Annotated in this window: 20 protein-coding genes and 1 other RNA gene; 17 read left to right on the top strand and 4 right to left on the bottom strand. The window is 60.8% G+C overall.

Features of this window, described 5'->3' with window-relative positions; genetic code table 11:
• The gene (locus HQ945_RS11065) at nt 1–657 is read right to left on the bottom strand and encodes a class I SAM-dependent methyltransferase (protein WP_174208083.1); all 657 of its coding nucleotides are present in this window, start codon (nt 655–657) and stop codon (nt 1–3) included.
• Nucleotides 657–1,913, bottom strand: a complete 1,257-nt coding sequence (locus tag HQ945_RS11060) for a BtaA family protein (protein ID WP_113282201.1) — start codon at nt 1,911–1,913, stop codon at nt 657–659. Before HQ945_RS11060 ends, HQ945_RS11065 begins: the two co-directional genes overlap by 1 nt.
• Before the next feature lie 396 nt (nt 1,914–2,309).
• On the opposite strand from HQ945_RS11060, the gene aroA reads away from it, so the two are divergent.
• Nucleotides 2,310–3,554 carry a 3-phosphoshikimate 1-carboxyvinyltransferase gene (gene aroA / locus HQ945_RS11055; RefSeq protein WP_113282202.1) on the top strand — a complete coding sequence of 415 codons (1,245 nt, stop codon included), beginning with the start codon at nt 2,310–2,312 and terminating at the stop codon, nt 3,552–3,554.
• Here the strand turns inward: aroA and HQ945_RS11050 are convergent.
• Nucleotides 3,497–4,033 carry a GNAT family N-acetyltransferase gene (locus HQ945_RS11050; protein WP_162737298.1) on the bottom strand — a complete coding sequence of 179 codons (537 nt, stop codon included), beginning with the start codon at nt 4,031–4,033 and terminating at the stop codon, nt 3,497–3,499. The genes aroA and HQ945_RS11050 overlap by 58 nt on opposite strands.
• Nucleotides 4,026–7,661, bottom strand: a complete 3,636-nt coding sequence (locus tag HQ945_RS11045; protein ID WP_174208082.1) for a hydantoinase B/oxoprolinase family protein — start codon at nt 7,659–7,661, stop codon at nt 4,026–4,028. The genes HQ945_RS11050 and HQ945_RS11045 overlap by 8 nt, the downstream gene beginning before the upstream one ends.
• A 233-nt stretch (nt 7,662–7,894) precedes the next feature.
• Here HQ945_RS11045 and HQ945_RS11040 point away from each other — a divergent pair, with 233 nt between their 5' ends.
• From HQ945_RS11040 to murC, 16 genes are all read left to right on the top strand, one after another.
• Nucleotides 7,895–8,305 carry a hypothetical protein gene (locus tag HQ945_RS11040; protein ID WP_113282205.1) on the top strand — a complete coding sequence of 137 codons (411 nt, stop codon included), beginning with the start codon at nt 7,895–7,897 and terminating at the stop codon, nt 8,303–8,305.
• Between the two features lie 127 nt (nt 8,306–8,432).
• Nucleotides 8,433–9,152 (top strand): J domain-containing protein, encoded by a 720-nt coding sequence (locus HQ945_RS11035; protein ID WP_113282206.1) that lies wholly within the window; start codon nt 8,433–8,435, stop codon nt 9,150–9,152.
• Nucleotides 9,139–9,903: a peptidoglycan recognition protein family protein gene (locus tag HQ945_RS11030; protein WP_091922307.1), complete on the top strand. Its 765-nt coding sequence runs from the start codon at nt 9,139–9,141 to the stop codon at nt 9,901–9,903. Before HQ945_RS11035 ends, HQ945_RS11030 begins: the two co-directional genes overlap by 14 nt.
• A 211-nt stretch (nt 9,904–10,114) precedes the next feature.
• Complete coding sequence (locus HQ945_RS11025) at nt 10,115–10,879, top strand: lytic transglycosylase domain-containing protein (protein ID WP_113282207.1); 765 nt, start codon at nt 10,115–10,117, stop codon at nt 10,877–10,879.
• 97 nt (nt 10,880–10,976) lie between these two features.
• Nucleotides 10,977–11,414: RNase P RNA component class A (gene rnpB / locus HQ945_RS11020), an RNA gene on the top strand.
• A 377-nt stretch (nt 11,415–11,791) separates the two neighbouring features.
• A complete protein-coding gene (mraZ, locus tag HQ945_RS11015; RefSeq protein WP_174208081.1) occupies nt 11,792–12,250 on the top strand; it encodes a division/cell wall cluster transcriptional repressor MraZ in 459 nt (152 codons plus the stop codon).
• On the top strand, nt 12,247–13,245 hold the full coding sequence (gene rsmH / locus HQ945_RS11010) for a 16S rRNA (cytosine(1402)-N(4))-methyltransferase RsmH (RefSeq protein ID WP_174208080.1): 999 nt from the start codon (nt 12,247–12,249) through the stop codon (nt 13,243–13,245). The genes mraZ and rsmH overlap by 4 nt, the downstream gene beginning before the upstream one ends.
• Nucleotides 13,246–13,248: 3 nt before the next feature.
• On the top strand, nt 13,249–13,677 hold the full coding sequence (gene ftsL / locus HQ945_RS11005; protein ID WP_027231910.1) for a cell division protein FtsL: 429 nt from the start codon (nt 13,249–13,251) through the stop codon (nt 13,675–13,677).
• 2 nt (nt 13,678–13,679) lie between these two features.
• Nucleotides 13,680–15,419, top strand: a complete 1,740-nt coding sequence (locus HQ945_RS11000) for a peptidoglycan D,D-transpeptidase FtsI family protein (RefSeq protein ID WP_027231909.1) — start codon at nt 13,680–13,682, stop codon at nt 15,417–15,419.
• A gap of 119 nt (nt 15,420–15,538) precedes the next feature.
• Complete coding sequence (locus tag HQ945_RS10995) at nt 15,539–17,008, top strand: UDP-N-acetylmuramoyl-L-alanyl-D-glutamate--2,6-diaminopimelate ligase (RefSeq protein WP_174208079.1); 1,470 nt, start codon at nt 15,539–15,541, stop codon at nt 17,006–17,008.
• Nucleotides 17,005–18,438, top strand: coding sequence for a UDP-N-acetylmuramoylalanyl-D-glutamyl-2,6-diaminopimelate--D-alanyl-D-alanine ligase (locus HQ945_RS10990; RefSeq protein ID WP_174208078.1), 1,434 nt, complete (start codon nt 17,005–17,007; stop codon nt 18,436–18,438). The genes HQ945_RS10995 and HQ945_RS10990 overlap by 4 nt, the downstream gene beginning before the upstream one ends.
• Nucleotides 18,439–18,469: 31 nt before the next feature.
• Nucleotides 18,470–19,552: a phospho-N-acetylmuramoyl-pentapeptide-transferase gene (gene mraY / locus HQ945_RS10985; protein ID WP_027231906.1), complete on the top strand. Its 1,083-nt coding sequence runs from the start codon at nt 18,470–18,472 to the stop codon at nt 19,550–19,552.
• A gap of 5 nt (nt 19,553–19,557) precedes the next feature.
• A complete protein-coding gene (murD, locus tag HQ945_RS10980; RefSeq protein WP_174208077.1) occupies nt 19,558–20,961 on the top strand; it encodes a UDP-N-acetylmuramoyl-L-alanine--D-glutamate ligase in 1,404 nt (467 codons plus the stop codon).
• Nucleotides 20,954–22,111 carry a putative lipid II flippase FtsW gene (gene ftsW / locus HQ945_RS10975; RefSeq protein WP_027231904.1) on the top strand — a complete coding sequence of 386 codons (1,158 nt, stop codon included), beginning with the start codon at nt 20,954–20,956 and terminating at the stop codon, nt 22,109–22,111. Before murD ends, ftsW begins: the two co-directional genes overlap by 8 nt.
• A gap of 6 nt (nt 22,112–22,117) precedes the next feature.
• Nucleotides 22,118–23,245: an undecaprenyldiphospho-muramoylpentapeptide beta-N-acetylglucosaminyltransferase gene (gene murG, locus HQ945_RS10970; RefSeq protein ID WP_174208076.1), complete on the top strand. Its 1,128-nt coding sequence runs from the start codon at nt 22,118–22,120 to the stop codon at nt 23,243–23,245.
• Nucleotides 23,242–24,642: a UDP-N-acetylmuramate--L-alanine ligase gene (murC, locus tag HQ945_RS10965; protein ID WP_091922292.1), complete on the top strand. Its 1,401-nt coding sequence runs from the start codon at nt 23,242–23,244 to the stop codon at nt 24,640–24,642. The genes murG and murC overlap by 4 nt, the downstream gene beginning before the upstream one ends.
• Nucleotides 24,643–24,668: the final 26 nt, after the last annotated feature.

Raw genomic sequence — 24,668 nt, 5'->3', positions numbered from 1 at the left:
TCAGGCGTGACGGCGGATTACTGAAATCCAGGCAAAGCCGCGATAAAGCCTATGGATTTCGGCCTGCGCATTGGCGGCCAGGGCAATCTCGCCTGCAACATCGAACAGGTCGTTGCGAGGCGTCACGTGGTACCATTCGAGCCATTTATAAAGCCCGCGCCGCGCGAATGCAGGCAGATCGCGCAGATCGCCGAAATCGACAACATGCAGCGCGCCACCCGGCGTGAGATGGTTGATCGCTTCGCGCATTACTGCCTGCCATTGCGGGATCATCGACACGGCATAGGAGATGAAAATCCGGTCGAACTCGCGCCGCCCGAGGATCGCTTCAGGTTCGAACTTTGCCGCGTCGGCGTAGGCGAGCGTCGCGCGATCACCAATTCCTGCAGCAGCTATCTTCTTGCGTGCCGTTGCCAGCATTTCATTGGAAATATCAATGCCGTAGAGCGAGGTCTTAGGATAAGCCCGCCCGGCAAGCACGAGGTTGCGGCCCGTACCGCAGCCGATCTCCAGGATGCTGCCACTCGTTGGCGGGGTGAGCCCGGCAAGCATCGGGTCGCGGCCAAGCAGGTAGTATTTGCGGGTAGCGTCATAGAAGTGACGCTGATGCCGGTACACCCGGTCCATCAGCGGGCCGTGTTCAATCTTGGCAAACATCAGGCGCGGTCCTTAAGAAGGTAGAGATGAAAGCCGCCATAGATCGACGAGCGATCGCGCTCGTGCAGTGCGCGGGAGAGTTCTTCCTGATAGTCCCAGCTATTAAGCAACGTATCGGCGATGCGGCCAGGCAGGATCGTAGGCTCGGCGGCCGTGCGGAAAATGACGCGTGCGCCCGGCGCGGCAGTGCGGGTAATCTCCGCCCATAATTCATTGAGCTGGGTGTCGTTCATCCAGTCCTGCGCATCCAGAAGAATGAAGCGATCTACCGAGGCGTCGGGTTTTGCCGCGAGGAATTCGGTGAAGGAGGCATTGACGACGTTCATCCGGCTGGCGCGGTCGCGCACGGTGGCAAAATTGCTGCGGGAAAGGTAGGGCGGCAGCGGGCCGGTCTCGGCATTGTCGCTGTAGCCGCGGCCAAAGGCCTGCCAGGCAAAATAGTTTTCCGAGAGCGGAAAGCCGCAAGCGAGCTTTTCCAGCCTGCCGCGTAGCACCTGCGCCATATTGCCGTCACCGGCGGTGGCGAGCGCATCATATTGCTGCGGAGGAATGCCTAGTCCGAACAGCGACGACTTCCGCTTCGTCGCCCAGCGGATCATGCGCTTGTCGAAGAGCGGGGCGAGGGCCGTATCGAAATAGGCGCGCTGCTCCTCCATGGTGGATGCCTTGAGCAGATCGCGCGGGTCGATGCCGTACAGCCCGGCAATTCGATGCCCCATGCCGATGAAGAGCCCGAGCAGCCCGTGCCGATAGAGGTCGCGCGAGAAGATGGTGATCCGACGCCGGCCGGAAAGCATGCGCTTTTCCCAATAGGCGCGGCTCGTCGCGTCGAGATGCGGCTGGATGAAACGCTCATAGGCAGCAAGGTTGGCCCTGTCGTCAGCCGTGCCATAGAAGCGGTAGAAGGCGTCGTAATTGGGCAGGCGGGCAACTGCTGCAAGCTTGAGGCGGTTGAAGGCGACATGCGCGGTGTTGAGGTCGACGGCTTCGACGCTGGCCGGATCGGCCGTCAGATAGGACATGGCGTTGCAGCCGCCAGAGGCGATGGTGACAATCCGGTGGCCAGGCAGAATCTGCAGTGCCTCCATGTCCACTTCCGGGTCTTCCCAGATTTGCGGATAGACCAGCCCCTTGAAGACATAGGCGAAGAGGCGTTCCGAAAGGCCGGCCTTCGAAAGGAGCCTGTTTTGCCGGACCGCCTTGTTGAGTTTCTCGTTGCGCGGGGACAGTGCGTTGGATTGTCTAGCAAGCGGCATCTAATCGAATCCCCTTTATTGGAAATTCCTGCCCGCCTAGCATCCCGATGTAACAAATGGGTGACGCACGCCCTTATAGCGACTTGCCAAGTTGATTCAATTTAAGCGGGCAAGTAATTGAGCTTGCACGGCTAGGAAGTGTGACAGCCGGTCAAAGGCAATTTAACAAGTGCCGTCATTTCCGTGTTTTATCGACGTTTCGTTGACGCCGCTGCGCCAAGCCAGTTTCAGCGCAAATCCAGGCGCCTATGACGCCTAACAGGGCACGTAGACATCAGGATCGCGCTTGTCGGTGCGTGCCGACTGGCCTAAAGAAATTATATGCAAATTCACCGATTCGTGGCTGCCCGGTCGGCCCGCATTGTATCCGGAAGTGACGTAGAATGAGTTGCCACGATTACTCCGCCCGGTCGCAGGCTGATCGGCCAGATTACTCCTCCTGGCTCGAAGTCGATCACAAACAGGGCTCTGCTGCTGGCGGCAATGGCGCCTGGCAATAGCCTTATCCGCGGCGCGCTGAAGAGCGACGACACACGCTATATGTCCGCGGCTATGCGCGACATGGGCGTGATGGTCAGCGAGCCTGACGAAACCAGTTTTACATTGACCAGCAGCGGCCGCCTTTCTTCACCTGCGGTTCCGCTATTTCTAGGGAATGCCGGCACCGCTACCCGCTTTATCACGGCAGCGGCGGCGGTCGTGGACGGAACGGTCATCGTCGATGGCGACGATTATATGCGCCTCCGACCGATCGAACCGCTCGTTGTAGCGCTGCGCGCTGCGGGCATCGACATCTTCAGCCAAGCTGGCTATCCGCCAGTGACCGTGCGCGGCACTGGCCGCCTGAAAACCAGCCGGATCGAAATCGATGGCGCGCTATCGAGCCAATATGTCTCAGCTGTGCTGATGATCGCGCCGTTTGGCGAGGGGCCGATCGACATCATACTATCTGGCCCCGCTATCGGGGCGCGCGGCTATGTCGATCTGACACTTGCGGCAATGGAGAAGTTCGGCGCAATGGTGGAGCAGACATCAGATGCAAGTTGGCGCGTCCAGCCGACCGGCTATATCGCCACCGATTTCATAGTCGAACCTGATGCGTCTGCAGCTACTTATCTGTGGGCGGCGGAAGCGATCACGAATGGTTCAATTGACCTAGGCATGCCGGTGGAGGCATTCACCCAACCCGATGCCAGAGCAATGGCCACCATCCGACAGTTTCCGCGGTTGCCGGCTGTCATCAACGGCGCGCAGATGCAAGACGCGATACCTACGATCGCGGTCTTGGCGGCGTTCAACGAAACACCGGTGCGATTCAGCGGGCTATCCAATCTGCGCGTCAAGGAATGCGACCGCGTGTCGGCGCTAGCTGCGGGGCTCAACGCAATTCGCCCAGGCCTCGGCATTGAGGAGGGAGACGATCTGCTTGTCGCCTCGGACCCGGGTTTGCAGTCAAGCTTTTCCGAGGTCGACATCGATACCCATTCTGACCACCGCATCGCGATGAGCTTCGCGCTGGCCGGCCTCAAACTGCCAGGCATCAACATCCTTGATTCCGGCTGCGTGGCGAAAACCTATCCAGGTTACTGGAACGCCCTGCGTTCGCTAGGGGTCGCGGTCAAGGAAACGTCCCCCTCATAGTATCTTGGCGAGTATCGTTCAGGAGACCGGATTCTCAGGTATCTGGGCATCTGGACCGCCGGTGTCGAGCGCGCTTGGCTTTCGCGATGCCAGCGCGGCGTCGTCGACGTGTTCCTTGAGTGAAAGCTTTTTGCAAAGGTGAACTCGGCCGCAGTCAATCGTCTGCCCAAGTCATGACCTCGCCAGGCGGGATCGACGAAGACACCCCATAGCAGGCCTACATGACGCTTCTTGGCTTTGGGACTGACGGCAAAGCCGGCAAGGCCAACGAGCTGGTCGCCGGCGAAGGCGCCAAACACCGCATTGGGCTGCGCCTCCAGCATCGAGCGTATTTCGGCGATGTCGCGGCCGCACTCTTCCTCATAGCTCGAACCAAATGCTTCGGGTGCAGTCTGCAGGCAATGCAGCCGCAGGGCCTGGAAACGCTCCGCATCGTCGCGGGTGAGGCGCCTGACTGCAATCTGCATCGGTTCAACCATCATTCTTTCCATAACCGCCGGGGGTGGGCGTCGTGAGTATTACAGCTTCACCGGAGTCGAGAACGGTCTGGTCGCAAGCTTTGAGCGTTTCGGTTGTTCTATTGTTGCGACGCACTTGCGTCTTGCCTGTCTCGCCATCGCCCCCGCCGTCGAGGCCTTCGGGCGGCCGGCTGCGATGCGACGACAGGATGGCGCAATCCATCCGTTCGAGGAAACGGATCGTCCGCTGCGTGCCGTTGCCGCCCGGGAACGTCCCGGTGCCGCCGGAACCATCGCGGATATGAAAATCCTCGAGCAGGACCGGGAAGCGCATTTCGAGGATTTCGGGATCCGTGAGGCGTGAATTGGTCATGTGTGTATGGACGGCGGCGGTTCCGGCAAAGCCGGTGCCGTCGTTGAAATGGCCTGCGGGCGATCCCGAGCAGATCGTCTCGTAATATTGATAGCGATCGTTGCCGAAGGTCAGATTATTCATCGTCCCTTGCGAATTCGCCATCGCGCCCAAGGCGCCAAACAGGGCGTTGGTGACATGCTGCGATGTTTCAACATTGCCGGCAACGACGGCCGCCGGGTAGGTGGGCTTCAGCATCGACCCATCTGGGATGATGATGTCGATAGGACGCAGACAGCCGGCATTCATCGGTATCGTGCCTTCGACCATGACACGGAATACGTAGAGCACTGCTGCGCGCGCCACAGGCTCCGGCGCATTGAAGTTGTTTTTCATGACCGGTGACGTGCCGGTAAAATCCACCTTTGCCCGGCGCTCGTTGCGATCGACGGTAATCTTCACCGCAATCGTCTGGCCGGTGTCGGTCTCGTAGCTGTATTCGGATTGCTCCGGCAGCCGGTCGAGCACGGCCCGCACACTCTCCGCCGCATTGTCCTGGACATGGCCCATATAGGCTTCGACCACGCCGAGCCCGAACTGGCCTATCATCTTCTTAAGCTCAGCAACGCCTTTTTCGTTGGCCGCGATCTGCGCCTTCAGGTCGGCGATGTTCTGATGGACATTGCGCACAGGGAAAGGGTGATCGGTGAGAAGCGCAGTCAATTCCCGTTCACGAAAGCGGCCACGCTCGACGAGACGGAAATTGTCGATGAGAACACCTTCTTCATCGACGGTCGTCGCGAGCGGCGTCATCGATCCCGGCGCGGAACCGCCAATATCGGCATGATGGCCACGTGAGGCGGCGTAGAAGAGAATGTTTTTTCCCGCATCGTCGAAGACCGGTGTCACCACAGTGATATCCGGGAGGTGCGTGCCGCCATTATACGGAGCATTGAGGGCAAAGACATCGCCCGGATGGATATCGCCGGCATTGAGCTTGATGATCGTCTCGACCGAGCGGTCCATGGAGCCGAGATGCACGGGCATGTGCGGTGCGTTGGCGACGAGGGCGCCGCTGCCGTCGAACACGGCGCAGGAAAAATCGAGACGTTCCTTGATGTTGACCGAATAGGCGGTGTTCTGCAGCGTCACGCCCATCTGTTCGGCGATCGACATGAAGAGATTATTGAAAACCTCGAGCATGATCGGATCGGCTTCGGTGCCGAGCGCGGCCGTGCGAAGCTTCTTTTCGGCCCGGCGCATGAGGACATGGTTCAAGTCCGTGATCTGCGCGCGCCAGCCGGGCTCGACGACAATGGTCTGATGCGGCTCGATGATCAGGGCCGGACCCTTGATCTCATGCCCGGGCGCGAGGCTTTCCCGCCGGAACGCCGGAGCGTCGTGAAACGCACCGCCGGAAAAAATCCGGCACGTGTTTTCGTGCTGCGGTTCTTCCGCAACCCGAGCCTGCTTCTTTTCGACTTGCGTCTGCTCGCGGGAATCCATGCCCTCGACGCCGACAGCTTCGACCACGATGCCCTTATTGTCGTATATGAAGCCGAACTGGGCCTTGTGAGCAGCTTCGAAGGCAGCGCGCGCTCCATCAATTGCAAAGGCGCTGAAATCGATGGGGATCGTCGTATCGGTTCCGTCATAGCGCAGATGCACGATGGGACGCGCCGCAATTGCCTCGGCCGGAACACTCTGGCCTGCAAGTTCGGTCGTTACGGCAGCCGACAGGCGCGCAACGAGTTCGCGAATTTCCTTAAGGTTTTCAGAAGAAAGCGGTTTGACCAGCGCCTGTTGCCGTGACGCGAATATCGAGGAAAGGCCGATACCGTAGGCTGAGAGCAGGCCGGAGAAGGGATGGATAAGCACCGCTTCCATGCCGAGCGCGTCGGCAACAAGGCAGGCATGTTGCCCGCCCGCGCCGCCGAAGCAATTCAGGAGATAGCCGGTGACGTCGTATCCGCGCTGCACCGATATCTTCTTGATCGCATTCGCCATATTCTCGACTGCGATCGTCACGAAACCTTCGGCAACCTCTTCCGGCGTCTTGCCGTCGCCGATATCTGCCGCAAGCTTCGCAAATTTTCTCGCAACGATCTCAGCATCGAGCCGCTTGTCTTGGCCGGGGCCGAAGATCGCCGGAAAATATTCGGGCCGCAGCTTGCCGAGCATGACATTGGCGTCCGTAACCGCAAGCGGCCCACCGCGCCGGTAGCAGGCGGGGCCTGGATTAGCACCGGCCGAATCGGGACCGGCCTGGAAGCGCCCCGCGCTGTAGTGCAAAATGGAACCGCCGCCTGCGGCGACCGTATGAATGCGCATCATCGGCGCGCGGATGCGCACTCCAGCGACTTCCGTATCGAAGGCGCGCTCATAATCCCCATCGTAGTGGGCGACATCCGTGCTGGTCCCGCCCATGTCGAAGCCGATCACCCGGCCGAACCCCGCAAGCCGTGCCGTCTCGACCATGCCGACGACGCCGCCCGCAGGACCGGACAAAATGGCGTCCTTGCCCTGAAAAAGATCGGCTGCCGTCAGCCCGCCTGACGACATCATGAAGGAGAGGCGCGGCCCCTGTTCCGCCCCGTCGCCCGCGCCAAGCTCACCGGCAACCCGATCAACGTAGCGGCGCAGGATTGGAGACAGATAGGCGTCGACAACGGTGGTGTCGCCACGCCCGACGAGCTTGGCGAGCGGCGAAACTTCATGGCTGACCGACACCTGTCCGAACCCGAGGTCCCGCGCCACCCGGGCTGCAAGCTGTTCGTGTGCCGGATAGTTCCAGGCATGCATGAAGACGATGGCGACGGCATTGATCCCTTCCGCCTTGGCCTCGCTCAACAAGTCGCGTATCTGCGCGGCATCCGGCGCAACTTCCACTGTGCCGTCCGTTCGCACGCGCTCATCGATCTCGACGACGCGCTCGTAGAGCTGTTCGGGAAGAATGATTTCCTTCGCAAAGATGTCGGGCCGCGCCTGGTAGGCAATCCTCAGGGCATCGCGGAAACCGCGTGTTATGACGAGCAAGGTCCGGTCGCCCATGCGCTCAAGCAGCGCATTGGTCGCGACCGTCGTCCCCATCTTCACCTCGCCGATGCGTTCGGACGGAATGTGATCGCCCGGCTCGACGCCGAGGAGTTCGCGAATGCCCTGGATGGCGGCGTCCTTATAGGCTTCGGGATTCTCGGAGAGGAGCTTATGGGCATGAAGCTGCCCAGCCGGATCGCGCGCAATCACATCGGTGAACGTGCCACCGCGATCGATCCAGAAATCCCATCTGTCCTTCACGGGCAGCCTCCGTCTTCAGGTGATTCGGCGGCGCGGAAAAAACCTCGCACATGCCCCAAGTGAGAATAAGCCAAACGGCAACAAGCGCAATCATGGAAGATTCTACGTTAAGATTCGCGCGAAACCGTTGATATCCACGGGAAAATTAACTGAATGCGCAAACAAACCGCCGCCAGCCGCCAATTCGTTTTAAGCTAAGGCGAGGGGCCAGTTTTAGCGATGGAGAGGAAACGATGAAGAACAGACTTTTTGTGGCGATGGCGACAGCCTCACTTCTTGTGCTTGCCGGTTGCGGCGAGAGCGAACAGAAATCGGAACAGGCTCCGGCTAAAACCGAAGAGCCAGCTCCGGCTCCCGCCCCGGCACCAGCGCCTGCGCCTGCTGCCCCGGCGGCAACCGAGACGCCCGCGGCTCCCGCAGCCCCTGCCGCGACACCCGCAACGCCGATGAATGCTCAAGACACCTTGAACAAGCTGAAAGAGCAGGCAGCGACGATGACGCCTGAGCAGAAGCAGTCAGCGGTAGCGACGGCGCGCAAGGCTGCGGAAGACGCTGCCAAATCGGCTGGCCAGACCGACGACCAGGCCAAGGTCGCTGCGGACGAGGCAGAGAAGGCCATCAAGGACGCGCTCGGCATGCAATAGCGCTTGCCGTTCGGCCGGGCGCTCCGCCGTCCGGCCGAACGTGGTGCGCGCCATGCGGCAACGCGTCCACCGCCGCGACATTGATATGGCTCTCGCATTTGCGAATGAATTTGAATAAAACGAAGTCATGTCGATTTGGCGCCGCATCAGCGATTTCATTACCAGCACTGCGATCGATGCATTCTCGAGCATCATCGAAGCCGTCCGAACCACGTTTGAGGGCGATCCGGAGACGCGCCGGCGCGTGGCTTTCTCCATTGCCATGATTGCGCTTTCGGCGAAGATGGCGAAGGCTGACGGTATCGTGACGCAGGCCGAGGTGAACGCGTTTCACGAGATATTCCACGTCCCGCCGCAGTATCAGGAGCAGGTTACAAGCCTTTACAATCTCGCAAAGCAGGACGTAGCCGGCTATGAGGCCTATGCGACGCAATTGTCCGGGCTTTGTGGGACCGGCAAGCCCAATTGCAAGATGCTCGAAGACATTCTGGATGGGCTCTTTCACATCGCCAAGGCTGACGGCGCCCTGCATGACAAGGAACTCGTTTTCCTCGGAACCGTGGCTGAAATCTTTCAGCTCGACGAAGAACAGTTCGACCGGATACTCGCGCGCCATGTCGGTCTAGGGCAGACGGACCCTTACCGGGTCCTTGGCCTTTCGCACGGCGTCAGTTTCGAAGAGGCCCGCAAGCAGTACCGCGCGCTGGTGCGTGAGAACCACCCGGACGTTCTGATCGCTCGCGGCGTGCCGGAAGAATTCATCGCCATCGCCAACCAGCGCATCGCAGCGATCAATGCCGCCTGGGACCGGGTTGAAAAAGACCTGAAGGCGTATGAGCGGGTTTAAGCCGGACCACCTTTCCGCCGACGTCCATGCCTCGCCCAATTTCGGGCCGCGCAAGGATGGCAAGCGACCGTCATATCTCATATTGCACTATACGGGCATGGAGACCGGCGAGGCCGCACAGAACTGGCTCGCCAATCCCCAAAGCGAAGTCTCCGCTCACTACGTCGTCCACGAGGATGGGCGGATCGTGCAGATGGTGCCCGAGAGCGAACGGGCGTGGCATGCAGGCCAGAGCTTCTGGAAGGGCGAGACAGACATCAACTCCTGCTCGGTGGGTATCGAGATCGTGAACGGCGGTCCGCTTCTCGGCTTTCCCGATTTCGAACCCGTCCAGATCGATGCCGTCATAGACCTTTGCAAGGGCATCGTATCCCGCCATGGCATCCGGCCCGAGGCGGTGCTTGCCCATTCCGACATCGCTCCGGCGCGCAAGATCGATCCCGGCGAGAAGTTTCCCTGGCCTGTCCTTTACGATGCCGGCGTCGGTCACTGGGTGAAAGCGTCGCCGATCAGAGGCGGGCGTTTCTTCACGCTCGGCGATCAGGGCCAGCCGGTCGAGGCTTTGCAGTCCATGCTGGCACTTTACGGCTATGGCGTCCCCATCGACGGGGTCTTCGGAAACGCGACACAATTGGGCATTTTAGCGTTCCAGCGCCATTTTCGCGCCGAAAAAGTCGATGGAGTCGCCGACATGTCAACTATCGAGACCCTGCATCGACTACTTTATTCGCTGCCTGCTCTCTCTGCGTAAGCGTTTGAACCAAAAAAACTTTTCCGGCTCGTTTTGTGCAATGCAACCTATATATATCAATGGGTTACATTTTGTTATTTGGCCGATCAATATTCGGCTGCATTGGACCGTCAAATCCTTGGCCAGTGTTCCGGCTCTGCCCTTTTGATTTTTGGCACGGAACGATCCCGGTGTGCACATTCGTGTCGCCCAAGCTTCTAGACGGAAAACGATGAACAAAAAATTTGGTATGATTCTCGCCCTTTTCGGGGCGATGGCCTTCTATGGCTCAAATTCAGCACTCAGCAGCCCGGCAGAGCCGAACAGTATCGCTGATTACATCAAGTTGAAGCGTGAACGGGAAGCCCAGGCAAAGGCCAAGGCAGCTCCGGCCGCAAAAATCACCCAGTCGAAGGAAAAGGGTAAACGCGTCGCCAAGGCGCCGGCAACGAAAAAGGCAGCTGCCAAGCAGCAGCGCGTCAGCAAGAAATCCGCCTCGCACAAGCGGCCCGTCGTTCAGGCCAAGGCCCGCATCAAGACCACTGTCGTCAACGAGACCATTGCCAGCGTCGATACGATGACGACGGGGAGCATCGCGTCTGCCGGCGCTTCGGCGATCGGCGGGACCAAGTATTCGACGATCATCAATTCCTACGCCGCCTCCTATGGCGTACCGGTCGCGCTTGCCAATGCCGTCATTCGCGTTGAAAGCAATTACCAGCCGAACATGACCGGCAGCGCCGGCGAAATCGGCTTGATGCAGATCAAGTATGAGACGGCCCGTGGCCTCGGCTATACCGGTACGCGCCAGGCGCTCTACAACCCGGAGGAAAATATCCGCTGGGGGATGAAGTATCTTGCCGGTGCCCATAAGCTCGGCAACGGCACCACCTGCGGGACGATCCTGCGCTACAATGCCGGTCATGGCGCGACGCGCATGAACCCGGTTTCGGCCAATTACTGCGCCAAGGTGAAGCTGGAGATGGCATCCAACTAGGCTTTGGGTGTAATCACCGCATGATTTGAAAGGCCGGGCCGGACGCCCGGCCTTTTTTCGTTTGCGTTTTTCGCGCGAAACGCCTTTATACGCGTCGCCAGCTGGCTGGGCAGCCGCGCATGTCAAAAGCCGAAAGGCGGCATGTGAGGAAAGTCCGGGCTCCAGGGAACACGGTGCCGGATAACGTCCGGCGGGGGCGACCCCAGGGAAAGTGCCACAGAAAGGAAACCGCCCCGCCTGTATTTCGGCTGCGACCACGCAACGCTGGTCCGAGCCAAAATACTGGCGGGGTAAGGGTGAAAGGGTGGGGTAAGAGCCCACCGCGCAACTGGTAACAGGGGCGGCACGGCAAACCCCACCGGGAGCAAAACCGAATAGGGACGGCGTGCCGGGCGCAAGCCTGGCGATCAGTTTCCGGGTCAGTCGTCCGGGTGGGTTGCAGGAGGCGGGCGGCAACGTCCGTCCAAGATGAATGGCTGCCGCGTCGGGCGCGAGCCCGGCCATACAGAACCCGGCTTACAGGCCAGCTGGCACTTCAATTTCCATGGGATGATCGATCACTGTGATGCCGCTTGGCGAGCGGCTTCACAGTGGTGCGAACGCGTGAATGTGGCCTTTCCTAACGCTTCATTAAGCTTAATGAGCGATAAATTTCAGAATCGCCGGTAGTGCGCCGAATTGACGGCTCATTCCCTATCCGTGTCCGCTGGTCCCATTGACGCCCATAGTGCCCCATGATACCGATTGATTTCATCAGTAGCGTTCATTCGACACGGTGTCCCCCGCATTACGAACACGCATGCCAGGGCTGGCCATGGGCTGACCATGCCGATGCCTTGTCCGAACCATCGGAAGTTACAACCATTGGCACCCCGAGAAATGCGGACGGGGCGGAAACGGCGGTGTTACGTCTTGAACCGGTTCCTCGGAAATATAACGAACAGGATCGACGCCAAGGGGCGGGTCTCGGTGCCGGCGCACTTCCGTTCGATTATCCAGAAGGCCGGTCACGCAGAGCTCTATGCGCTGCGTTCTCTGCATCTGCCTGCCCTCGATGTGGGCGGGCCGGAGCTCCTGAGCCGGTTCGACAAGCGTTTGGAGAACGAGGATCCTTTCGCGGAGACGGCGGACGACATGTCCTTTTACCTGCACGCCGACGGCGGCTTTCTGAAGCTCGACGGGGAGGGGCGGATTACGATCACGGATTTCATCCGGGAGCATACGGGCGTCTCGTCGGATGTGACCTTTGCGGGCGCCAACACCCACTTTCAGATGTGGCATCCGGATCGTTTCGAAGCGCATCGGACAACGGTGCGGGAACGCCTCGCGGAAAAGCGTCAACTCGAGACGCTGAACGGGGGCAGTCGATGACGGCATCCGACGACCGGCACATTCCCGTCCTGCTCGAGGAAGTCATCACGGCGTTGCAGCCGCAGACCGGCGAATTGATCATCGACGGCACGTTCGGCGCGGGCGGCTATACGCGCCGCATTCTCGAAACAGGCGCGTCGGTTACGGCAATCGATCGCGATCCCTCCGCGATCGAGGTAGGCCGCGCCATGGAGAAGGAATTTGCCGGGCGTCTCACGCTTGTCCAGGGCACGTTCTCGACGCTCGATCAGGTTGCCTTGCTGGGCGGCGCGCCCGATGGTGTCGTTCTCGATATCGGCGTCTCCTCCATGCAGATCGACGAAGCGGAGCGCGGTTTTTCCTTCCAAAAGGACGGGCCGCTCGACATGCGCATGTCAAGTTCCGGACCAAGCGCCGCCGATGTCGTCAATCGCCTGAAAGCGGGCGACCTTGCGCGCATCTTCAATTTCCTCGGCGAGGAGCGCCATGCCGGACGTATTGCGCGCATGATCGAAAAGCGCCGCGCGAGCGAGCCGTTCATCCGCACACGCGATCTCGCCAACGCGATCGAAGCGCTGGTCGGGCGCAATCCGAAGGTGCCGATCCATCCGGCGACGCGCGTGTTCCAGGCGCTGCGCATCTTCCTCAATGACGAGCTGGGCGAGCTCGTGCGCGCGCTCCACGCGGCCGAAAGAGTGCTGAAGCCGGGCGGGCGTCTTGTCGTTGTCACGTTTCATTCGCTGGAAGACCGTATAGTCAAGCGATTCTTCGCCGATCGTTCGGCAAGCGGCGGCGGATCGAGGCATCTGCCGCAGGTCGAACAGCGGCTGGCAAGCTTCACGCCGATCGGCAAGGGCATTGTTGCGCCGAGTGAGGCCGAGGCCGAGCGCAATCCGCGCGCCCGGTCCGCAAAGCTGCGTGGCGGAGTCCGCACAACCAATCCACCGCTTGCCGAGGACCATTCCATTTACGGCCTGCCCAACCTGCCCCCATTCCAAGATAAGGCGAGGAACTGATCCGTGCTGCGCACCTTCGATATCATATTGATAGGACTGATGATCGCGGCGGCCGCCGTGACCTACAAGATAAAGCACGATGCGGAAAAGCAGATGGCGCAGGTCAGCAAGCTCGAACGCATGATTGCCGATGAGCGCGATACGATCGACCTGCTCAAGGCCGACTGGAGCCTGCTCACCCAGCCCAATCGCCTGCAGAAGCTGGTGGAGACGTTCCAGGGCCAGCTCGACCTGCAGCAGATGGAAGCGCAGCAGATCGTCAACATCGACGAACTGCCGCAGCCAAAGCCGGCATCGGACGGGCTTGATGATGTCGCCAACATCATCACCGAGGCGAATGCGGGCAATACGATAAAGACGGACGCGACGCTGACCGGCAGCGTCAAGAAAAGCAGCGCAGCCGTTCCAGGCGCAAAGCCGAAGGGGCATTGATGATGGCAGCGCTGTGGATCAAACGGAAAAAGAACCTTCTCGAAACGGGCGCTTCGCCGGCCTTCGCGCTTGACGCGAAAAAGAAGAAATCCGGCAACCGTGCGCGCAATCGCGTTGTCATGGCCATTGCCGGCTTCATGGGAATATACGGCATTATCAGCGGCCGCCTGATCTATTACGGCATGCAGGAAGATACGACCGGTTATAATGGACCGACTGGCGCCGTGCTGGCCTCGCGTCCCGATATTCTCGATCGCAATGGCGAGGTACTGGCGACCGACATCAAGACCGCGTCCCTCTACGCCGAGCCGCGCAAGATCATCGATCCCGACGAGGCGATCGAACTTCTATCGACCGTGCTGCCGGATTTGAACTTCGAGCAGACCTATAATCGCCTGAAGAGCAATGCGGGCTTCGCCTGGCTGAAGCGCGGTTTGACGCCCCAGCAGAAGAGCCAGATCATGGCGCTCGGCATCCCCGGCATTGGCTTCAGGACCGAGAAATCACGCTTCTACCCGGGGGGGCCGACCGCTTCGCATATTCTCGGCCTCGTCAATATCGACAATCAGGGCATTGCCGGTATGGAGAAATACATCGACGAGCAGGGTCTTTCGGACCTGCGCGATGTCGGGCTTGCGGACAGCCGTTCGCTCGAGCCGGTGAAGCTGTCGATCGATCTTCGCGTCCAGCACGTCGTCCGCGATGTCGTCGTCAATGCGATGCAACGCTACCGCGCCATTGCCGCGGGCGCGGTTGTCCTTAATGTTCATACGGGCGAAGTCCTGGCGATGGCCTCTGCTCCGGATTTCGATCCGAACAACCCGTTCAACGCGCTCGACAAGGACAGGCTCAACCGCATGTCCGCCGGCACCTTCGAAATGGGCTCGACGATCAAGAGCTTCACGACCGCGATGGCGCTCGATTCCGGCAAGGTCAATATCAACAGCACCTTCGACGCCAGCCGTCCGATCACGATCGGCCACCAGACCATTCGCGACTTTCACGGCAAGCATCGCGTGCTGACCTTGCCTGAAGTCTTCATTTATTCGTCGAACATCGGTTCGGCAAAGGAAGCCGACGTCGTCGGCATCGAGGGGCACAGGGCGTTTCTGCATCGTCTCGGTCTGCTCGACCGCATGCAGACGGAGTTGCCCGAAGTAGCGCGCCCGATGGAACCGAAAGTCTGGAAGAAGGTTCACTCGATCACCATCGCGTTCGGTCACGGCATGGCGACAACCCCGCTGCAGACAGCCGTTGGCGCCGCAGCCCTGATGAACGGCGGCAAACTGATAGAGCCGACATTCCTGCCGCGCACGGAGGAGGAAGCCACCAAGGTTGCCAAGCAGGTCGTCAGCGAGAAGACGAGCGAGGACATGCGCTATCTCTATCGCCTGAACAGCGAGAAGGGCTCCGGCGGTTCAGGCGCGCGGGCGAATGTTCCGGGCTATCGCGTCGGCGGCAAAACCGGAACGGCGGAAAAAGTCGTCAACGGCCGCTATTCGAGCGATGTCAGGTTCAATGCGTTTGTGGCCGCGTTCCCGATCGACAAGCCCGAATATGTGGTGTTGACCATCATCGACGAGCCGAAGCCCGAAGAGGGCAAGGTTGCGGCAACTGCCGGCTTGAACGCGGCGCCGATGGTTGCGGACATTATTCGCCGTTCGGCATCGTTCCTCGGCGTCAAGCCGGATTTCAAGGAAGAGAACATGGCAGCGCCAACGATGGTGTCGTTCGATGAATAGCCACAGCTTCGCTCGCGAATGCCCCAGAAACGACTCAAAACGATGCGTTTTGCGAGCAGAATCGATGATTCTTGACCTTATGAGATGAAAAGTTTTTGAAAATGGGTTCCACTGCGGCCATGCAACTTAAAGATCTGAACGGAATTCCTGAAATCGCTATCTCCGAACTCGGCGATAAGACGATAACGGGATTGACGTCGGATTCGCGCAAAGTGGAACGCGGTTTCCTGTTTGCCGCGCTGAAAGGCTCCAAAGCCGATGGCGCCACCTACGCGGCGGACGCGGCGTCTCGCGGGGCCGCGATCATTGTTACCTCCAAGGGTGCGAAGCTTGGCAAGATTGCCGTTCCGATCGTTTATGTCGACGATCCACGCCGCACCCTCGCGCTTGCTGCGGCAAGCTTTTACAAGCTTCAACCGGATGTGATGGTGGCGATCACCGGCACGAGCGGCAAAACGTCGGTCGCATCCTTCACCCGCCAGATCTGGGCGCAGGCGGGCTTTGCCTCCGCCAGCATCGGCACCACCGGTGTCGTATCGCCCAAGCGCGACGATTATGGTTCGCTGACGACGCCCGACCCGGTCGAACTCCACAAGCTGCTCAGCGAGCTCGTCGATGAGGGCGTTACCCATGCCGCCATGGAGGCATCCTCGCATGGTCTCGACCAGCGCCGCCTCGACGGCGTGCGTCTCTCGGCCGGCGCCTTCACCAATCTCGGCCGCGACCACATGGACTACCATGCGACGGTCGAGGAATATCACGCCGCCAAGCTGCGGCTCTTCACGGAACTGCTGCCGAAGGGTGCGCCGGCGGTCATTTTTGCCGATGACGCCTTTTCCAAGCCGACGATCGCTGCTGCGACTGACGCTGGCTGCAAGGTGCTCACCGTCGGCCGCAAAGGCGATTTCATCACCTTGAAACGCGTCGAGCACGAGCGCTTCCGCCAACACGTCGAGATGCACATCGCCGGGGAAATCTTCGAGATTACCCTGCCGCTCGCCGGCGACTTCCAGGTGGCGAACGGCCTTGTCGCGGCGGGCCTTGCTATTGCCACCGGCGTTCCGCCCGCAGCGGCCGTGCGCGGCCTCGAGCGCCTAAAGGGCGCGCCGGGGCGGCTCGACCTCGTCGGTGCGACAGAGGAGGGTGCGCCCGCCTATGTCGATTACGCCCACAAGCCCGACGCGTTGGAAAACGTCCTCGCGTCGGTGCGTCCGTTCACGACCGGCCGCGTCATCGTCGTCTTTGGCTGCGGCGGCGACCGCGACAAAGGCAAGCGCCCGATGATGGGCGAGATCGCGACGCGCCTCGCCGACGTGGTCATCGTCACCGACGACAATCCGCGTTCAGAAGTGCCCGCCACCATTCGCGCCGAAATCCTTGCGGCAGCGCCGGGCGCCATAGAAATCCCCGACCGCCGCGAAGCGATCCGCCATGCGGTTTCGATGATGAAATCCGGCGACACGCTGATCGTGGCCGGCAAGGGCCATGAAGAAGGCCAGACAGTCGGCGATGTCGTTCTGCCGTTCTCCGATCATGCAGAAGTCGGCTCGGCGCTGAAAGACCGTCTGGCACGGGAGAGCGGCGCATGAGCCTGCTCTGGACCTCCGATGCCATGACCGAAGCGATGAACGGGCGGCCCGTCGGCAAGTTGCCAGAGGGCATCACCGGCATTTCCATCGATACCCGTAGCCTGAAGCAGGGCGAGGCATTCTTCGCCATCAAGGGTGACGCGCTCGACGGACACGATTTCGCCACCGCAGCGGTCGCTGCGGGCGCGGCGCTGCTTGTCGTTGCGGAAGCGAAACTGCCGGCGCTCGGCAAATTGAAGGCGCCAATGATCGTCGTCGATGACGTGCTCGCGGCCATGACCCGGCTCGGCATTGCTTCACGCGCGCGCTCTAATGCGCAGATTATCGCGGTGACCGGTTCGGTTGGAAAGACTACGACCAAGGAAGCGCTGCGGCATGTGCTTGCCACCAGCGGGAAGGTTCATGCCTCGGCGGCGTCCTTCAACAACCACTGGGGTGTACCGCTGACGCTTGCCCGCATGCCGGCCGATACCGATTACGGTGTGTTCGAGATCGGCATGAACCATCCCGACGAAATCCGCCCGCTGGTCAAGATGGTGCGCCCCCACGTCGCGCTGATCACGCTCATTGCGGCGGCGCACCTCGGTCATTTCAAGAATCTTCAGGAAATCGCCGCCGCCAAGGCGGAGATTTTCGAAGGCGTCGTTCCCGGCGGCTACGCCCTTCTCAACCGTGACGACAAGCATTTCAAACCGCTCGAGAAAATGGCGAAGGATGCGGGTGTCGAGCACATCAAGACCTTTGGTGAGAACGCCCGGGCAGATTACAGACTGATCAAATTGAAACTCCTTGGCGATTGTTCCTGCATGACAGCGCGGCTCGCCGGCGAAGAAGCCGTGGTCAAGATCGGAGCGCCCGGCCGACATATTGTGCAGAACGTTCTTGGCGTCCTCGGCGCGGCGCATCTGGCCGGTGCAGACATGGCCAAGGCGACGCTTGCTCTTGCCTCGCTGCGCCCGGAAAGCGGGCGCGGCGCGCGCCATACGCTGGAAGTGGCAAAGGGTACGTTCACGCTGATCGACGAGAGCTACAATGCCAACCCGGCCTCCATGCGCGCCGCGATAGAACTGCTTGCGGCGGCAACGCCGACCGGACGCGGGCGGCGCATCGCGGTGCTCGGCGACATGCTCGAACTCGGCAAGCAGGCGCCGAAACTTCATGCGGAACTCGCTTCAGTGATTGCCGACAACCATATCAACATGGTTTTTCTCGGCGGTCCTGAAATGGCGGCGCTCAAGGCGGCCATGCCGGTTGAATTTCATGCCGAATACAGGCAGAGCGTAGAGGAACTGCAACCGCAATTGCTGAAGACGATCCGGGCTGGTGACGTGATCATGATCAAGTCATCCAAGGGGACTGGATTCTCCCAGATCGTGAAAACGCTCTTGCAGAAATACAATTCCATCGAGCCTGCCGGTCCAGCCGAGTAAGCTGCGGGGATGGGGAAAGGGCTCTAGCCACATGCTTTATTATCTCGCCGGTCTGGCGGAACATATCCAGGCGCTGAACGTGTTCCGCTATATTACGTTTCGGACCGGCGGTGCGCTGATTACCTCGGCGCTCATCGTTTTTCTGTTCGGACCCCGCATCATCGACTCGCTGCGCATCAGGCAGGGCCGCGGCCAGCCGATCCGCGCCGACGGCCCGCAGACGCACTTCAAGAAGGCCGGCACGCCAACCATGGGCGGCCTCATGATCATGACCGGGATTCTCCTGTCGTCGCTGCTCTGGGCCAACTGGTCGAATGTCTATGTGTGGATTGTTTTGCTCGTCGCGCTGTGCTTCGGCGCCATCGGCTTTTACGACGATTACCTCAAGGTCAGCAAACAATCGTTCAAGGGGTTTTCGGCCCGTGGGCGTCTCGGCATCGAGTTCCTGATCGCGGGCCTCGCCGGTCTCGGTATCATGTGGGCGGGACAGGAACCTTTTTCGTCGTCGCTGACCTTCCCCTTTGCCAAGCAGTTCATCATCAATCTCGGCATCTTCTTCATCCCGTTTGCTGCCTTTGTGATGGTCGGCGCGGGCAACGCGGTCAACTTTACCGATGGTCTCGATGGTCTTGCAACCGTCCCGGTGATGATCGCAGCAGCTTCGTTCGGCGTCATTGCGTACCTTTCCGGTAACGCGATTTTCGCCGACTATCTGCAAATTCACTTCGTGCCCGGCACCGGCGAGCTCGCCGTCGTCCTTGGCTCCGTCATCGGCGCGGGCCTTGGGTTCCTCTGGTTCAACGCGCCCCCCGCCGCCATCTTCATGGGCGACACCGGCTCGCTGGCGCTTGGCGGTCTCATCGGGGCTGTTGCCGTCGCAACCAAGCACGAGATCGTTCTTGCCATCATCGGCGGCGTCTTCGTCATGGAAGCCATGTCCGTGATCATCCAGGTGGCGTCGTTCAAGATGACCGGCAAGCGCGTTTTCTTGATGGCGCCGATCCACCATCATTTCGAAAAGAAGGGCTGGACCGAGAGCCAGGTCGTGATCCGCTTCTGGATCATCGCCGTCATTCTCGCGCTGATCGGCCTTTCGACGCTCAAGCTCCGGTAGGCCGCATGATCCCCGCCCATTCCATGAAGGACAAGACCATCGCGCTCTTCGGGCTCGGTGGATCGGGCATTGCGACCGCGCAGGCGATCGCTGCGGGCGGAGCCAAAATTGTTGCATGGGACGACAACCCGGAAAGCGTCAGGAAGGCGCAAGGCGCCGGCATCGAAACCGGCGATCTTCGGAACGTCGACTGGAAGCAGTTTTCCTCCTTCGTCCTGTCGCCCGGCGTACCGCTGACACATCCGCGCCCGCACTGGAGCGTCGATCTTGCGAAAGCAGCCGGCGTTGAGATCATCGGCGACGTCGAGCTTTTCGTGCGCGAGCGCAATCGCGCCGGCAAGAAAAGCCCGTTTATCGCCATCACCGGCACCAACGGCAAGTCGACGACAACTGCCCTCATCGCCCATATCATCAAGGCTTCGGGCCGGGACGTACAACTTGGCGGCAACATCGGCACGGCGGTCATGACGCTGGAGCCGCCGGCGGATAATCGCTTTTATGTCGTCGAATGCTCGTCCTACCAGATCGACCTTGCGCCATCCCTCAATCCGACGGCAGGCATACTCCTCAATCTGACCCCGGATCACCTCGACCGGCACGGCACGATGCAGCACTACGCCGAGATCAAGGAACGTCTGGTGGCAGGAAGCGAAACGGCGATTGTCGGTGTCGATGACAGCTACTGCGCGGCGATAGCGCAGCGGCTGGAGCGGACCGGCAAGCATGTGATTCGCATCTCCAAGCGCATGCCCATCGAGAACGGCTATTTCGCCAAGGGCTCCGATCTCGTCCGCGCCAGGAACGGCGATGCGTCGGTAGTCGCCACTCTTGCCGGCATCGGTTCGCTCAGGGGCGAGCACAATGCGCAGAATGCGCTTGCCGCGCTTGCTGCCTGCCTCTCAGTCGGGCTGTCGATAGAAGAGATCAATGCGGGCCTGCGCACCTTCCCGGGTCTTGCGCACCGCATGGAGCAGGTGGCCAAGCTCGGCAATACCCTGTTCGTAAACGATTCCAAGGCCACCAATGCCGACGCGGCGGCGCCGGCACTGTCGTCGTTTCCACGCATCTACTGGATCGCCGGCGGCCTGCCCAAGGAGGGCGGCATTGCCTCGCTAGCGGGCTTCTTTCCGCGCATTGCCAAGGCCTATCTTATTGGAGAAGCCGCTCCGCAATTTGCCGCGACGCTCGGCGATGCAGCGCCCTTCGAGATTTCCGGCACGATCGCAGCTGCCGTCGAACATGCGGCCCGCGATGCCGCAAGCGACAGCTCCGGCGAACCTGTCGTGCTGCTTTCGCCGGCCTGCGCCAGCTTCGACCAGTTTCAGAACTTCGAAAAACGCGGCGAGGCATTTCGCTCCGCCGTTCTCGCGCTTGCGGGCGCATCACCAGTTGGAGGCATAGATGGTTAGTCGTATTGACCGTGGTCCCGTCGCCGACTGGTGGTGGACAATAGACCGATTTCTGCTGGCGGCCTGCCTGGCGCTGATGGGCCTCGGGATTCTTCTGTCTTTTGCCGCAAGCCCCGCCGTTGCCGAACGCATCGGCCTTGAGAGCTTCTACTTCGTCAAGCACCAGTCGATGTTCATGGTGCCGGCAGTTGTCGTGATGTTCGCCGTATCGTTCATGGCGCCGCGCACCATCCGCCGCTTCGCCATCATCTTGCTCGGCGTTTCACTCGTCGCGATGGTAGGGGCGCTGTTCTTCGGCATCGAGGTCAAGGGCGCGCGGCGCTGGGTTTCGCTTGCCGGCGTTTCGATCCAGCCGTCGGAATTCATGAAGCCGGCGTTCGTCATCGTCTGTGCCTGGCTCTTCGCCGAGAACGAGCGCCACAAGGATATTCCCGGCAATCTCTTCTCCATGATGCTCTTCGGCGTGGTGGCCGCGCTTCTGGTGGCGCAGCCCGATCTTGGACAAACGATCCTTACGGCAGGCACCTGGGGCGCCATGTTCTTCATGGCAGGGGTCCCGTGGCTTTGGATCATCAGCCTCGGCGTGCTCGGCATGGTCGGGTTCTTCGGCGCCTATACGGTGTTTCCGCACGTCGCCGGTCGTATCGACCGATTTTTGACCGGTGAAGGCGACACGTTCCAGGTCGATGCTGGCCGCGAGGCGATCATACGCGGCGGCTGGTTCGGGCAGGGACCAGGTGAAGGCACGATCAAGCGCATCATCCCTGACAGCCATACGGACTTCATCTTCTCGGTGACAGCTGAAGAGTACGGCATTGCCTTGTGCCTGCTCATTGTGGCGATCTTCGCCTTCATCGTCATTCGCGGCCTGACGATCGCACTCAAGGAGCGGGATGACTTTACCCGCCTTGCAGTGTCGGGTCTCGTCATTCTCTTCGGCTTCCAGTCGATTATCAATATCTCCGTCAATCTCCACCTGATGCCGGCCAAGGGCATGACCCTGCCATTCATTTCCTATGGCGGCTCGTCGCTTATCTCGGTTGCCATATCCACCGGGCTGCTGCTTGCTCTGACGCGGCGCAGGCCTGAAGCGCGGCGGTCGGCCACGCTCGGCAGCGCGAACATGCCTTCCATGGCCGGCGCACGCTGAGGGGTCATGGCAAAGGGGATTATCTTTCTTGCCGCCGGCGGAACCGGCGGTCATCTTTTCCCGGCTCAGGCGCTCGCGCATGAGTTGATCGCCCGCGATTGGGAAGTTCATCTTGCCACGGACGACCGGGCGGAGCGGTTTACCGGTGCATTTCCGGCAAAAGCAATTCACGTCGTACGTTCGGCCACCATTGGTGGGCGCAATCCCTTTTCGCTCGCCAGGACTTTCTGGTCCCTGTGGCAGGGCAATCTCGATTCACGCAAGCTGTTTCGGGCGATGAAGCCGAAGCTCGTCGCCGGCTTTGGCGGCTACCCGACGCTGCCTCCGCTCTATGCGGCAACATCGCTGCATATTCCGACGCTCATTCACGAGCAGAATGCGGTCATGGGCCGCGCCAACAAGGCGCTTGCGGCGCGCGTGACCGCAATTGCCGGTGGCTTCCTGCCCGACAATGGCGGCCCATTCGCGCAGAAGACGGTGTTGACGGGCAATCCCGTGCGCCCCGAGGTTCTGGCCGAGGTCGGGAAAACCTATGAGCCAGCGCAGGTATCGGGGCCGTTCCGTTTCCTCGTCTTTGGCGGCAGTCAGGGCGCGCAATATTTCTCGGCGGCGGTCCCCGCGGCGATCGAACTGCTGTCGCGCGAGAACCGGGCGCGTCTGGTGGTGACGCAGCAAGCCCGCCCCGAAGACGAAGCGAAGGTTCGCGCCGCCTACGATGCGCTCGGCATCAGGGCGGAGGTCGCTCCCTTCTTCAAGGATATGCCCCACCGCATCGCCGAGGCGCATTTCGTCCTCTCGCGGTCGGGGGCGTCGACGGTTTCGGAGATCGCAGCCATTGGACGGCCGGCGGTACTCGTGCCGTTTCCGCATGCGCTCGACCATGACCAGGCGGCCAATGCCGCGGCGCTCGCGGCGGCCGGCGGCGCGGAAGTGATCAAGCAGTCGGAACTCTCGCCGGAACGCATCGCCTCGATCCTTGCCAATGCCATGAACGAGCCCGACCGGCTGGCAATGACCGCAGAGAAAGCCCGAAGCACCGGCAAGCCGGAGGCGACAAGGTTGCTTGCAGACCTCGCAGAGGCTATTGCAACCGGCCAAAGCGTCGAAAAATTCAAAAAAGGAGTGCGTCCATGAAGATGCCGCTCAACATAGGTCTCGTTCATTTCATCGGTATCGGCGGTATCGGCATGAGCGGCATTGCCGAGGTCCTGCATAATCTCGGCTACAAGGTGCAGGGATCGGACCAGTCCGACAGCGCCAATGTGCAGCGTCTGCGCGAGAAAGGCATCGAGGTCTTCGTCGGTCACGCGGCCGACAATCTCGGCGACGCAGAAGTGGTGGTCGTCTCGACGGCGATCCGAAAATCCAACCCGGAACTCGTCGCGGCGCGCGAAAAGCTGCTGCCCGTCGTTCGCCGCGCTGAAATGCTCGCCGAATTGATGCGTTTCCGTCAGGCGGTTGCCATTGGCGGCACACATGGCAAGACCACGACCACCTCGATGGTTGCAACGCTGCTCGACGCCGGCAATCTCGATCCGACTGTGATCAATGGCGGCATCATTAACGCCTACGGTACGAATGCACGCATGGGTGAGGGCGACTGGATGGTCGTCGAGGCGGACGAAAGCGACGGCACGTTTCTGAAGCTTCCCGCCGACATTGCAGTCGTGACCAATATCGATCCGGAGCATCTCGATCATTACGGGACCTTCGACCGCGTGCGGGAGGCTTTCCGCCAGTTCGTCGAGAACGTGCCGTTCTATGGCTTCGGCGTCATGTGCCTCGACCATCCGGAGGTGCAGTCCCTGGTCTCGCGCATCGAGGACCGCCGGGTCATCACCTATGGTGAAAATCCGCAGGCCGATGTGCGCTTCGTCAATCTTGCCGTCAATGGCGCAAGCTCTACATTCGATGTCCAGATCGCCAAGCGCAAGACCGGCGATACAACGGTGATCGAAGGTCTGCATCTGCCAATGCCCGGCCGGCACAATGTGTCGAACGCCACGGCTGCGATCGCCGTCGCCAATGAGCTCGGCATTTCGGCCGAGGACATCAAGAAGGGGCTCGCATCGTTCGGCGGCGTCAAGCGTCGGTTCACCCATACGGGCTCGTGGCAGGGCGTCGAGATTTTCGACGACTACGGCCATCACCCGGTCGAGATAAAGGCCGTGCTGCGGGCGGCGCGCGATTCCGCCAAGGGCAGGGTCATCGCCATCATGCAGCCGCATCGCTTTACCCGGCTCGCCAGCCTTTTTGACGACTTTGCCGCCTGCTTCAACGATGCCGATACGGTTATCGTGGCGCCGGTCTATACGGCGGGCGAGGATCCGATCGAGGGCGTCAATTCCGAAGCTCTGGTTTCGCGCATCCGCACCGCCGCTCACAGAGACGCGCGCTATATCAGCGGGCCCCAGGAAATCGCGCCGCTGATTGCCCAGATTGCCAAGCCTGACGATTTCGTCATTTTTTTGGGTGCCGGCAATATCACGCAATGGGCCTATGCCTTGCCAAAGGAACTGGCGGCGATCTAGATTTGGCGGTTGCGCCGCCAGCGGGA

Origin of the sequence: Phyllobacterium pellucidum (assembly GCF_013327855.1) — a bacterium.
Lineage (GTDB): Bacteria > Pseudomonadota > Alphaproteobacteria > Rhizobiales > Rhizobiaceae > Phyllobacterium > Phyllobacterium pellucidum.
This window is presented reverse-complemented; position numbering and strand designations above follow the sequence as displayed.